The sequence below is a fragment of the Sulfurimonas sp. genome (assembly GCF_023229025.1).
In the GTDB taxonomy this organism is placed as follows: Bacteria; Campylobacterota; Campylobacteria; order Campylobacterales; family Sulfurimonadaceae; genus Sulfurimonas.
The window spans coordinates 1-12,522 of the sequence record NZ_JALOAA010000047.1; the positions used below are offsets into that span (position 1 = coordinate 1).

The window sequence follows — 12,522 nt, forward strand, 5'->3', positions numbered from 1 at the left end:
AGTTTAGATCAGAAGTATTTGGATGTTCGTCTTCAGAAAGAAGTTCTTGAAAAACACCCAAAAGATTATAATGGTATTCATGCAGGCTTTGATGGTTTCTTTTTATATGAATATTTATCGTATCTATTAGATGGTCGCAGTAGGCAATTCTGGACTCTATATCTTTTAGCTCTTGTTCATTAAGAAAATTTTCTGATTTAGAATCAAAGAGAGATTTTAAATTTTTATATACTTTATCTTTATCCATAGCCGTTAAAGCTGATATTTTATCATCGTCAGGTCTTATTGCAATGGTATCATTTATAAAAGCACCATCACTGAGATTATAAACATTTTCGTTATACTCTTTTCTGTAAAACTTAGATAGAGCGTTGCATTCATTTTTCCATCCATCCATTAGAAGAGTACTAAAAACTTCATCTTTAAAGTTTCCTTTTGTCTTTAGTATACTAGTTTTATAAACAAGCTCTCCGCCTATCTCTTCATTCTCTTCCATCTTCATGTTTTTGACATACTCATGGTTGCTTGAGTGCGTTTGTCCGGTCTCTTGATCTAGTGCAAAATCCAATCCAAGAAGATATAAATCTTTTGTGTATAGAGATAGCAACAGGGCATATGAGAGAGACCCAATATTTGAAGATGTCATACCGCCGTGACCATGCTTATACCTTGAGCTTCCTTCAAATATATAGACATTCTCTTTTTTAAAATATTCTAAAAAAGCAGGTTCACTAAAGCCCCCAAAAAGAGATATAGTCTTGTCGAAAAATGACATATCCTTTACTTTTCTTACATGTGGAAGAGCATCACTAAATCCGTGAACATGGGTTACGATGTCTGGCTTTATGTTTAACTCTTCAAGCTTTGAGAAGAGAGCACTTACCGCAACAATTATAAAATTTTGATGGTTTTTTTGTAGCCACTCGATATTTTTTTGAAAAGAGGGACCCGCACCAAGTAGTAAAACAGGCTTTTGTGAAAAGAGGGTATCTTTATAAGAAGATGAGACATCAAGAAGTCTATAGCCGTTTTTAAGATGAATTAGAGGTCGTAGTATGCTTATGGTTAGGGCAGAGTAGTTAAAAGTAAGATAGCTTTGCCCGACAATAATACTCTGGAGTGCTTTTAATTTTTTATCTGAGTGACTCAGAAGATGAAAAAATTTTATGTAATGGTTATAGATAAAATGCTTTCCTAAAAATATATTCGCTTTTTTTTGAAACTCCATCTCCTCGTCAAAGACACAAAAAACTAGTTCAGCACCGTTATCACTTAACTCTTTGTAGTTTGTAACAAATAGAGACAACCTAAAGAGTTCCAAATCATCTTCAATAATAAAATATATATTTGAGTTGAGTTTTTTATGAATCTGAGTTATATGAAGACCAAGACCGGTACCAAAAAAGACAAACTTGTATAGTTTCTTCATAGTCGTAGTATTTTTGTTTGCATGTTCGTTGGAGTAGCTTATAAGAGCTGCCGCACCGGAGTAACTATTTTTTTCAACTCCCATCTCTTCAAGCTCTTTGGCAAACTCTTTGGAAATGCTTACATTGTAGAATGTTTCATATAGATTTCCGGTTTTTTTATAGTCTATACTTTTTGCAGATAATTTTGCATGCTCGTTACTATCTCTGCCATATAGCCATTTGCCCGTTTGTGTCTCTAAGACATCAAAATAGTCCTTTTTATACTCCAGCGAATATTTTTCTTCATAGTATCCTTTTTCAATAGCAAGCGTTAAGGAGTCTATTTTTTTAAATAAATCAGGTTGAGTGGCTTGAAAAAAAAGTAAATTCTGGCTGTAGGTCTCTATTGCGGTCTGTTCAATGTTTAAATCTTGCACGGATACCCTTATCTCTAAAATATAATCTTCTAAAAGCAAAAAGCATACCTTAAAGGACTACAGTATATATGTTTTTAACCGATTTAGGTACAATGACTAAAAAAAAGTTTTTAAATGAAAAAGATAGATAATATTAAATTAAGCATGAGTTCAACTATTAAAGATGCCATGAAGGCTATCGACAAGGGTGCTATGAAGATAGCAGTTGTTGTAGAAGATGATAATAGACTCATTGGTGTTTTAACAGATGGCGACATAAGGCGCGCTCTTTTAAATGATATGGGATTTGATGCACATGTTGAGTCAATAATTCAAAAAAATCCTATCGTATGCCATGTAAATGATTCAAAAGATCAGATTTTGGCAAAAACTCTCGGTAAAAAGATTTACCATATTCCTGTTTTAGACTCAAAAGGACGGGTCGTAGGCGTAGAGGATATAGATGCTCTCTTGGAGCGCTCTAAAAAGACAAATAAGGTTGTCCTTATGGTAGGGGGACTTGGCTCAAGACTTAGACCTCTGACGGAGAATACTCCAAAGCCGATGCTAAAAGTAGGCAACAAGCCTATTCTTGAGACCATAATAAATAACTTTAAGAACTATGGTTTTGTGGACATAATACTGAGTGTTAACTACAAGGCAGAAGTAGTAAAAAACTATTTTGGAGATGGCTCAAAGTTCGGTGTAGATATAGAGTATGTGTACGAAGATAAAAGAATGGGAACGGCGGGTGCTTTAAGCCTTATGAGGGATAAGTTAAACGAGCCTTTTTTTGTTATGAACGGAGATCTGCTAACAAACGTAAACTTTGAACATTTTTTAAATTTTCATCATGAAAATGACTCAATTGCGACTATGGCAGTACGAGAGTATGAGTATCAAGTTCCATACGGAGTCGTAAATCAAGAAGATGGAAAAATCTCTTCAATTGCAGAGAAGCCTAAGCAGAGGTTTTATGTAAATGCAGGTATTTATATATTAAACCCTACTGTATTAGAGATTATTCCTGATAATAATTTTTATGATATGCCGACACTCTTTGAAGATTTAATAGAGAGTAAAAAGAGTCCAATCTCTTTTCCCGTGCATGAATATTGGCTTGATATAGGGCAGATAAATGAGCTCAAACAAGCAAGAGATGAGTACTTCAATATATTTGAGGAAGATTAATTAGCATGAAAAAAAAAGTCAACTTTGACATATGTACATTTTGCAACCATAAGTGTACTTTTTGTTCAAACTCTGACCCTAGAACTATAAAAGAGCAGACCACTTTAAAAGATTTTGATAAAGTGATGCGTAATGTAGCCAAATATGTTGAGATAAGTGAACTTGGACTATCTGCAAAGGGTGAAGTGCTTGTAAATAAAGAGTTTGCTCGTATTATAAAATCATCAAAAGAAGATTTTAAAATTCCTTATGTCTACTTTAGTACAAATGGCGCTTTGCTTGATGAAAAAAGAGCTATCGAGATTTTAGAAGCCGGAGTTGATAGTATAAAGTTTTCTATAAATGCAGTTGATGCAAAAAGTTATCATAGCGTGCACTTAGTAGATGATTTTGATACGGTTATAAAAAATTTTAAAAATCTGCTAAAACTAAAAAGAGAGAGGTTTAAAACTTTAAAAGTCACAATCTCATCTGTTATAGATTTAGATAAAGAGAGTTTGGTGGAGAGCTTTAAAGAGCTCATAGGCAAAGATTTTGAGCTTGTCGATGATGTGGCAGTATATGCAATAACCTATACTCCAAAGTTCAATAAGGTTTCATCTGAGCAAAAAGTGACAAAAAAATGCTCTATTCCGTTTAATGAACTCTACATTAACTCCGACGGCTCGCTTGGACTATGCTGTAAAGATTACTTTGATGCTGTGAATTTCGGTTCTCTTTTGGAGAATGACTTTATGGATGTTTACAACTCAAAAGAGTTTTTAGAGATAAGAGAGATGCACCAAAAGAGTCTTTTTCCGGATAATCATCTATGTAAAAACTGTTTATTGTACGGAGGAGAGTGATGTTTAAAGATAAGAAAATATTAGCAATCATCCCCGCTCGTGGAGGAAGTAAAAGACTTCCGCGTAAAAATATTATGCCTCTTTTTGAGAAGCCTCTTATCGCTTGGAGCATAGAAGCGGCTACAAAATCAAAATATATAGATAACGTAATACTTAGCAGTGATTCACAGGAGATAATAGAGGTTGCAAGAGCTTTTGGTGCAAATACTCCGTTCATGCGTCCTAAAGAGCTTGCAGCAGATGATACTCGCTCCATAGATGTCGTCATCCATGCACTTGATTTTTATAAAGATGAAAATTATGACTGCGTGATACTTCTTCAGCCTACATCTCCGCTTAGAGATGAGATGGATATAGATGGAGCAATAGAGAAGTTTTTTGAAAAAGAGGCAACCTCGGTTATAGGCGTATGTGAAGTGGAGCACTCTCCGCTTTGGAGTAACACTCTTGATGAGAGTTTGAGTATGGATAATTTTTTGGACGATAAGTATAATAACTCAAGAAGTCAAGATTTGCCTACTTACTATAGGATAAACGGAGCTTTTTATATGTCAAAGGTCTCTTCTGTTTTAGAAAATGAGACTTTTTTTGTTAAAAAAGATATTTACGCATACTTGATGAGTCAAGAGCACTCTGTGGATATAGATACGTTTTTGGATTTTATCACCGCAGAATCAATACTAAAACATAAGGATTAAAAAATGTCGGTCTTACATACTGAAAAAAAAGAGCAAGAGGTTAACTACAATGCTAACGAGATAGTCTTCTCAAAGAATTGGGAGAGTTTTAGGGGAGAGGAGTATCAGGAGTATAGAGAGAACTGGGCAAAGTACCCCAAAGAGAGATTTGTCTCTCATTTTCCGCTAAATCTTGACATAGAGACTACCGACCTTTGTAATCTAAAATGCCCTATGTGTGCCAGAACCATAAAAGATGCCGACAAAGAGAACCATACGGTAAAAAGCCGCTATATAGATAAAGAGGCTTATATGGATATAATAGATCAAGCGGTAGAGCATGGAGTAAAAGCTATAAAACTGCAATATTTAGGTGAGCCGCTTCTGCATAAGGATGTTGTTTTTCAGGTTGAATACGCAAAGAAAAAAGGTGTGCTTGATGTTATGTTTAACACAAATGCAGTCTTGCTTACTCCCGAACTCTCGGCACAACTTCTTGAGGCAGGCATAGATAAAGTGTTCGTCTCTTTTGATGCGGTAAACCCTAAGCTTTACGAACAGCAGCGCGTAGGAACTACTATTGGGAAAGTGATTGACAATATCTATGAGTTTATAAAACTTCGCGATAAGTTCTATCCGCAGACTCATATAAGACTCTCTATGGTTATGTATGACGACCCTATATGGCAAAAACAGTTTGAGGCTATGAAAGTTATGTGGGATGGGCTTGTTGACTCCCTTGGTTATGGCATATTTAATGAAAGGCATCCCGATAAAAAGCATGAGTATGAAAAAGTAGAGGGCTTTTCATGTGAACAGCTTTTTCAAAGAATGTTTTTAAAGTGCAACGGTAATGTTACGGTTTGCTGTGTTGACGGCGATGACGAGTATATTGTTGGAAACTGGAAGGAACAAAGACTCATAGATATCTGGAATGCACCTAAATACAAAGAGATAAGAGATCTGCATGCAAGCGGCAACTATGACAAGATAGCAATGTGCAGAAAGTGCTTCTTACCGGATGTATATGCTAAGACATTTTTAAATAAGTAAAAAAACTTTTAGAGGTCATAAAACGATTTTTTTAAAATAGTATTTAGGTCTGCTTTTTTGATCTCTTTTATTATCTTTTGACTTGCGGACCTGTTGTCGTAAGGGTTTTGAGTCTTTGGCAGTCTCTCCTGAAATCTTTTAGAGTAGAGCTTTTTGAAAGCTCTTTTTATATCCTCTTTTGTAGGCTCGCAGTCGATTATACTGCTTGCCTTTATGCGCCCTTTTTGTCTGTCGCCTATATTTATGGTTCCTATTTTAAAGCTCGGGGCTTCAAGAAGTCCGCTTGAACTGTTGCCGACTACGCCGTCTACAAAGCGCAGAGCACTTAGGTATCTGAGCGCTCCCATGGAGGCAAATGCTACGGCATTGTCGTTTTTTGACACATATTCGTCTATCATCTCGTTGATTATACGCCCGTCGGTGTCGCTATTTGCTTTTGTAAAGATTATATTTGTCTCTTTTAGCTCATTAAAAGCTTCTAAAAGCTCTTTAAACTGCTCTTTGGCAGTAGAATTTTCTAGAGTAACCGGATGAAATGTCACTATGACGTTTTTTTTGTTTAGTTTGAAATCTATCGCTTTTTCAAGTTCTCTTTTTGGCAGAAGTTTAAGCCTTTTGATATTTTCTATACCCATAGCACCTACATTAAAGACTCTGTTTGGATTTTCCCCTAGTTGTATAACTCTGTTTTTGTACTCATCAGTAGCAGTAAAGTGAAGATGACTCATCTTTGTAATGGAGTGTCTTATGGCTTCATCAAATGCTCCTTCTGTCGTCTCTCCTCCATGAAGATGTGCAATAGGAATACGAGCTATCATAGCCGCACTCGCCGCAGAAAAAATTTCGTATCTGTCCCCAAGAACTATAGCTATATCCGGTTTTAGTTCATCGTAAGCCTCCGCAAAGCTTATCTGAGCCAAACCCATAGATTTTGAGATTCCTATAGAAGTATCAGAAGAAAGAAGCATCTCTATTTTTTTATCTATTTTAAACTCTTTTTCTATCTCCTTGTATGTCAGACCGAACTCCGGACTTAAGTGCATTCCTGTGACTATTATCTGAAGTTTTAACTCATTATCTGCTTTTATCTCTTTTAGCAGCCAATAGAGCAGACCGTATTCAGCTCTAGTACCGGTTACTACACATACCTTTTTCATATCGGCTCGTCCTCTTTATAGTTTTTCAAGGCCACGCTTCCTACTATCTCATCCCAGCGCATTGGGTTTATACCTTTTCCGGCTCTTTTTGTCGTAATATTTGCTTCATCTAGTACCTCGCCCTTTTTTATATCTTGTGATGCAACTATAGATTTTCTAGCTACTTGTATATTCGGTATCTCGCTCTTGCTTGGTTTTTTAACGCTACTTCCTAGTGCGAGTTCAATATTTCGGATGGCCTTTACCATGGCTTGAAGTTCATCCGGTTCTAAAGAAGCTTTATGGTCTGGTCCTTTCATAGTTTTGTCTAATGTAAAATGTTTCTCTATTACATGTGCCCCCATGGCTACCGCTGCAATCGGTACTTCAATGCCTAAAGTATGATCGCTGTACCCGTAAGCAACATCAAAAGTTTTGCCTATAGTTACCATAGCTTTTAAGTTTACATCTCTCATTGGAGTGGGGTACTGGGTATTGGCATGTAAGACGGTTATGTTTTTCTTCTTCGTTCCAGCTTTCTCTAAAATATCTAAAGCCTCTTCTATTTCACCTATATCTGACATACCTGTTGATAGGATGATTTTTTTGTTCAATCTTCCAATCTCTCTTAAATATGGAAGATTTGTTATCTCACCGCTTGGAATTTTAAAAATCTCTAAGCCTAGAGTATCTAAAAGTTTTATGCTCTCATGGTCAAAAGGGGTGGATAAAAACATGATATTTTTTTGTGTGCAGTATGAGATTAGCTCATGATGAGTATCTAAATCAAGTTCTAATTTTTTGAGCATATTAAACTGTGAATCATCTTCATTGCTCATATTCTCTTTTTGATATTTGGCTTTTTTTGCATTTTTAGATACAAGTTTCTCAGCTTTAAATGTTTGAAACTTTACTGCATCAGCTCCTGCCTTGACTGCCGCATCTATAAGTTGCTTGGCTAACTCAACGCTTCCGTTGTGATTTACTCCCGCCTCTGCAATTATAAAAACTTTTCTCATTTTGCCACACTCCCGGCTTTTATAAATTTATCTATTTGTATATACTCTTTGGATGTAGCGTTGCTTCCAACAAATGTATTTGCTTTTACATGTACGCCGCCGTTGATAATAGCACCTGTGCTTATATGGCAGTTATCTTCTACAACTGCGTCATGCTCAATTAGCGCTTTTGAGTTTACAATGCAGTTTTTGCCTACTTTTGCATCTGCATTGATTAGGGCGTGGTGCATAACAACACTTCCCTCTCCTAGCGTAGAGTGTTTGGAGGCATAAGCAAGAGGCGAGATAATAGAGGGCAGAGCATATCCGATAGCTTTTAGTTTTTCAAAATATTTCACTCTAATCTCATTTGATTTTGTATGTCCAATCGCGATTAAAGCGTTTTTGCACTCTTTAAAGATAGCTTGCAAATCATCATCACAGCCGATAATCTCATAACCCAAAACCCTCTGTGCAAGGCGCTCTTTTTTATCGACTATACCGATTATCTCATATCTGTCTTGAAGTTCTATTATATCTATGAGTGATTTGCAGTGTCCGCCACCACCTATTAAAACTATCTTCTCTTTTTTCATAATCTTACCGAACTTGGGATATTTACTACTCTTTGACTAAGATATTTGGCATTATCCAAAGAGCTGCTTTGGCAATCTTTAAACATCTCTAACTCATTCATAAGCCGCCAAATAGGTCTTGTCATTACACCGTTTTTATTTGTAAACTCTAAAAACTTATCTCTTTGCTCTTTATCTTTTAGCATAATAGAGTGAAGCCAATAGTTTGAGACCGAGTCTTGCGGCTCGGCTAAAAACTCCATACTCTCTATATTAGCAAAAAAATCTTTATATATCTGAGCAGTCTCTTTTTTGTTACTCAAGAAGGCATCAAGTTGTTCTAGTTGTGCGACCAAAAGAGCGGCATTGATGTTTGGCATACGGTAGTTATACCCTATCTCGTCATGCACATATTCGTATGGATGTGGAATTTTTGCCGTAGTAGTAAGATGCTTTGCTTTTTTGGCAAGAGATTCATCGTCTGTAACGATTACTCCACCACCGCCTGAAGTGATAATCTTGTTTCCGTTAAAACTAAAAGCCCCCATTTTGCCAAAAGTTCCGGTGTGTCTTTTTTTGTAGTAACTCCCTAAACTCTCAGCCGCATCTTCAACTAAAGTGATATTCCACTTATCACAAATCTCTTTTATCGCCTCTATTTTGCAAGGGTGTCCAAAAGTATGCATAGGCACACACGCTGTTATAGTTTTTTTCGTGCTTTTATTTACGCACTTACGATCAAGTATCTCACAATTTTTCTCTAAAAAATCCCTCAACGATTCTGCGCTCATCCCCATAGTATCTAAATCTACATCAACAAAAAGAGGTTTTGCGCCGCAGTAGCTTATGGCATTACATGTGGCTATAAATGTCAGTGGCTGGGTTATGACTTCATCACCGCTTTTTACGCCCGCGAGTATTAGCGAGATGTGAAGTGCGGAAGTCCCGTTTACGGTTGCTATTGCGTATTTAGAGCCTACTTTTTTTGCAAACTCTCTCTCAAAAGTATCGACATATTTACCTACGCTTGAGACAAATGTAGAGTCTATGCACTCAATAAGAAACTCTTTTTCCCTACCTGCAAATCTTGGTTCATGAAGAGCTATAAAATCGCTTGAGCCGTATAGTTTTTTGATAAAATCTACTATTTTTTGCATCACATTTTTCCATCTAGATATCTGCCGGTCTCTTTATGTTCAAAATCGGGAATAAGTTTAAAAAACTCTTTTACAATCTCCTCTTTTGTCCATGATAAACTATTTTTATGCTCTTTTATAGTTTTTTCAAAACTCTTTAATTTCTCTTCATCAAAAATCGGTTCATTTTTTATAATGCCAAAATTTTCAAACTTTTGCATATCCAAAGTCTCTTTATCTGTAAAAAACTCCTCAAAATCTTTCTCACCTGTTGTGTCACTAGAGGTAAAGAGGCAAGGATATTTTCCTTCTTCGGGTAAAGTTTTTGCCAACTCTCTTGCCTCATCTTCATCCTTGCATAAGTATGGCTCGTATCCTAAACTATTTAAGTATTTTACTGCAATGTCTGCAAAAGAGATTAGGTGCAGATTTTCGTTTAGCTTGGGAAAGAATATATCTCTATTTTCTCCAAATATACAGCTCATGATACAGAGTTCACCACTCTCTTGCGGTGTTAGAAAGTATCTTTTAATGTCATTTGGAGCGACAATTGGTTGTTTTTTTTGGACTCTTTGGTTAAAACTATGAAGAAGCGAGCCGTCGCTAAAGGCTACATTTGCAAACCTTGCGGTTGAGATGTTGATTTGTAACGATTTTCTCATTAAAAACATCTCCATGATTCGTTTACTTGCACCCATCATGTTAACAGGATTTGCGGCTTTATCTGTACTTACACAGAAATATTTTTTGGCTTTATTGTTGATTGCTTGTTGTAAGGTCTTATCTGTATTGAAGATATTTACATCAATCATCCTCATAAGAGTAAAAGGGTCTTTTTCACTTCTAACATGTTTGAGTGCAGAGAGGTTTAGCACATAGTCATATCTTCCATCATATTTTATAAAAGCGTCATACTCAACACTTCCTATATCAAGAGCAAATGTGGCAAATTCACCCTTAATATAACCAAAAGAGCTTCTTATGTCGCGTACAAGTTCGACCATGTTATTCTCAGAAATATCTACTACATGCAACTTTTTTGGATTACGTTTAAATATCTCCTTAGTAACTGCTTGTCCGATAGAACCGGCACCGCCGATAACAAGAAATGAGGAAGATGAGATGATTTGCGAAAGCTCTTTTTCATGTTTTTTTATATCATCTCTAAAGAGCTCTTTTTCGCGACCGATAAGATTTAATATACTCAAAGCAACTCTCTTTGGTTTTTTAATGTAGATTTTATCATAAAGTAATAGCAATATGCGTGCCACACATTTTTATCTATTTTATTAAATTATTAAATTTATTGACCGATATAGGTATAATGAATATAATATAATGAAAAAATTATATAAAAAGGATTTATCATGGGTGTTTCTTCACTTGGTGTCGGTTCAAGTATCTTGACACAGGATGTATTAGATCAGCTAAGAGAGGCTGATGATGCTAAATTTATTCAGCCTATAGATTTAGAGTTGGCAAGCGAAAATGATAAGAAGAATGCTTTAGATCTTATAGATGCCAATATGACTAACCTTATTGATAGCATAGACGCCTTAAAAACACCTCTCCTATACGATGAGCGTGCATCTACAGTTACTGGGACTTCTGTTGAAGTGAGTGCTGCTGCTAATAGCGATCTTCAAGATTTTACACTAGATGTAACAAAATTAGCTACAAAGCAGATAGAGCAATCAGGTTCTTTTACTTCAAAAACAGAGACAATAGCGTCTGGTGCCGGAAGTATGAATTTAAATATAGACGGTCAGGATTTTGCTATAGCATACGATGCTACAACAACGCTTGAAGATTTGAAAAATCTTATAAATTCTACGGCAGGCGATAAAGCAAATGCTACGATAGTACAAGTGAGTGACACGGACTTTCGTCTATTTGTAAGTTCGGTAGATACCGGAACCGCTCAAGATATAACTATGACGGATACTACCGGCAATCTAAAAGATACTCGTCTTACAACAGGGCTTACTGCAGTTCAGACGGCTATTGATGCAGAGTTTACTTTTAACGGTCAAGCAATTACCCGTTCAAGCAATAATATAACAGATTTAGTTACAGGTCTTGATATAACACTCAAAGAGGTCGGTTCATCTACTGTAAGTATCTCTCAAAACCGTGATAACATCTTTGAGAAAATAGATAGTTTTGTTGAAAAGTACAATGCTGCAATATCAGAGTTAAATAGAATGACAAAATCAAGTACTGATAGCAAGGAGAGAGGAATTTTCTCTAGCGAGAGTACCATTAAAAGCATGAAACGCGATATTGAAAATATGTTTAATGAAGTAGGCGGGGGCGTAGGTACTATGTCTGACTTTGGTTTTGATTTAGATGAAGATGGAAGGATGAGCATAGACAAAACTGTTTTAAATGCAAAAATGGATGAGGACTCATCAAATGTTGAAGCATTTTTTTCAGGCGGCACATTTACAAATGCAGATATGAGCACTACTGAAGTAACCGGAATATTTGGTGAAATGTCAACTATTGTGGGTGCATATGCAAATTATAACGCAACGCTCGATCAATATAAAGATTTTATTTCAGAGTCCATAAAAGCTTTAGAAGAGAGAAAGGTTACAACAACAGAAAGGCTTGATGCAAGATATGAGATACTAAAAAAACAGTATGCTGCTTATGATGCGATGATAGCAAAATTAAACAATACATCATCAATGTTTACACAAATGATAGAATCAGAAAATAATAATAACTAATTCTGTATAAAAACATTAAAGAAAGTATTGTAAATGTCGATGTATAAGGATATAGAAAGAGACTAAGAGGGTTTACTCAGCGAAAAAGGATTTGATATGTATGGTAATGTAGCTCATAATATTTATGCACAAAATAACGTAGGGATAGAATCTCCTGCCAAGCTAATTGAGATGTTGTATGAAGGGGTACTTCGTTTTAATGCTCAAGCTAAAAAGGCTATGAATGATGGAGATATTGAAAAGAGAGTTTATTGGATAAACCGCTCTGTTGCTATTATTTCAGAACTAATAGCTACTCTAGATTATAATCATGGTCGTGTGGCAAAATATTTAGAGGGGTTATATAGCTAT

12 protein-coding genes are annotated in these 12,522 nt (G+C 35.8%); 6 read left to right on the forward strand and 6 right to left on the reverse strand.

From position 1 onward, the window contains the following. The coding region (locus tag M0Q20_RS09765) for a 6-hydroxymethylpterin diphosphokinase MptE-like protein (protein WP_295061276.1) at positions 1-1,885 on the reverse strand (1,885 nt) is incomplete at its 3' end. A 75-nt stretch (positions 1,886-1,960) separates the two neighbouring features. Between M0Q20_RS09765 and M0Q20_RS09770 the strand changes: the two genes are divergently transcribed. Genes M0Q20_RS09770 through M0Q20_RS09785 form a run of 4 tightly spaced genes read left to right on the forward strand, consistent with a single transcriptional unit; the run spans position 1,961 to position 5,591 of the window. Beyond that, positions 1,961-3,016: a nucleotidyltransferase family protein gene (locus M0Q20_RS09770; protein WP_295061279.1), complete on the forward strand. Its 1,056-nt coding sequence runs from the start codon at positions 1,961-1,963 to the stop codon at positions 3,014-3,016. A gap of 5 nt (positions 3,017-3,021) precedes the next feature. Continuing rightward, positions 3,022-3,861, forward strand: coding sequence for a radical SAM/SPASM domain-containing protein (locus M0Q20_RS09775; RefSeq protein ID WP_295061282.1), 840 nt, complete (start codon positions 3,022-3,024; stop codon positions 3,859-3,861). Continuing rightward, complete coding sequence (locus M0Q20_RS09780; protein ID WP_295061284.1) at positions 3,861-4,559, forward strand: acylneuraminate cytidylyltransferase family protein; 699 nt, start codon at positions 3,861-3,863, stop codon at positions 4,557-4,559. The genes M0Q20_RS09775 and M0Q20_RS09780 overlap by 1 nt, the downstream gene beginning before the upstream one ends. 3 nt (positions 4,560-4,562) lie before the next feature. Then, positions 4,563-5,591, forward strand: coding sequence for a radical SAM/SPASM domain-containing protein (locus tag M0Q20_RS09785; RefSeq protein WP_295061287.1), 1,029 nt, complete (start codon positions 4,563-4,565; stop codon positions 5,589-5,591). An 8-nt stretch (positions 5,592-5,599) separates the two neighbouring features. On the opposite strand, the gene neuC is transcribed toward M0Q20_RS09785, so the two are convergent. From neuC to M0Q20_RS09810, 5 genes are read right to left on the reverse strand one after another with little or no spacing between them, the layout of a single operon-like run. Then, positions 5,600-6,748: a UDP-N-acetylglucosamine 2-epimerase gene (neuC, locus tag M0Q20_RS09790; protein ID WP_295061290.1), complete on the reverse strand. Its 1,149-nt coding sequence runs from the start codon at positions 6,746-6,748 to the stop codon at positions 5,600-5,602. Continuing rightward, entirely contained in the window at positions 6,745-7,746 is a 1,002-nt protein-coding gene (gene neuB / locus M0Q20_RS09795) for an N-acetylneuraminate synthase (RefSeq protein ID WP_295061293.1), read from the reverse strand. The genes neuC and neuB overlap by 4 nt, the downstream gene beginning before the upstream one ends. After that, entirely contained in the window at positions 7,743-8,321 is a 579-nt protein-coding gene (locus tag M0Q20_RS09800; RefSeq protein WP_295061296.1) for an acetyltransferase, read from the reverse strand. The genes neuB and M0Q20_RS09800 overlap by 4 nt, the downstream gene beginning before the upstream one ends. Continuing rightward, entirely contained in the window at positions 8,318-9,460 is a 1,143-nt protein-coding gene (locus tag M0Q20_RS09805; protein ID WP_295061299.1) for a LegC family aminotransferase, read from the reverse strand. Before M0Q20_RS09805 ends, M0Q20_RS09800 begins: the two co-directional genes overlap by 4 nt. Further along, the gene (locus M0Q20_RS09810; RefSeq protein WP_295061302.1) at positions 9,457-10,695 is read right to left on the reverse strand and encodes a UDP-N-acetylglucosamine 4,6-dehydratase; all 1,239 of its coding nucleotides are present in this window, start codon (positions 10,693-10,695) and stop codon (positions 9,457-9,459) included. The genes M0Q20_RS09805 and M0Q20_RS09810 overlap by 4 nt, the downstream gene beginning before the upstream one ends. A 108-nt stretch (positions 10,696-10,803) precedes the next feature. Between M0Q20_RS09810 and fliD the strand changes: the two genes are divergently transcribed. After that, on the forward strand, positions 10,804-12,171 hold the full coding sequence (gene fliD, locus M0Q20_RS09815) for a flagellar filament capping protein FliD (RefSeq protein ID WP_295061305.1): 1,368 nt from the start codon (positions 10,804-10,806) through the stop codon (positions 12,169-12,171). A gap of 96 nt (positions 12,172-12,267) precedes the next feature. Beyond that, positions 12,268-12,522 (forward strand): flagellar export chaperone FliS (fliS, locus tag M0Q20_RS09820; protein ID WP_295061308.1); only part of this gene is annotated, 255 nt, incomplete at its 3' end.

Excerpts from the sequence above, each read along its gene's own strand:
- M0Q20_RS09770 (WP_295061279.1), top strand. The coding sequence starts at position 1,961 with ATGAAAAAGATAGATAATATTAAATTAAGCATGAGTTCAACTATTAAA.
- M0Q20_RS09775 (WP_295061282.1), top strand. The coding sequence starts at position 3,022 with ATGAAAAAAAAAGTCAACTTTGACATATGTACATTTTGCAACCATAAG.
- M0Q20_RS09780 (WP_295061284.1), top strand. The coding sequence starts at position 3,861 with ATGTTTAAAGATAAGAAAATATTAGCAATCATCCCCGCTCGTGGAGGA.
- M0Q20_RS09785 (WP_295061287.1), top strand. The coding sequence starts at position 4,563 with ATGTCGGTCTTACATACTGAAAAAAAAGAGCAAGAGGTTAACTACAAT.
- neuC (WP_295061290.1), bottom strand. The coding sequence starts at position 6,748 with ATGAAAAAGGTATGTGTAGTAACCGGTACTAGAGCTGAATACGGTCTG.
- neuB (WP_295061293.1), bottom strand. The coding sequence starts at position 7,746 with ATGAGAAAAGTTTTTATAATTGCAGAGGCGGGAGTAAATCACAACGGA.
- M0Q20_RS09800 (WP_295061296.1), bottom strand. The coding sequence starts at position 8,321 with ATGAAAAAAGAGAAGATAGTTTTAATAGGTGGTGGCGGACACTGCAAA.
- fliD (WP_295061305.1), top strand. The coding sequence starts at position 10,804 with ATGGGTGTTTCTTCACTTGGTGTCGGTTCAAGTATCTTGACACAGGAT.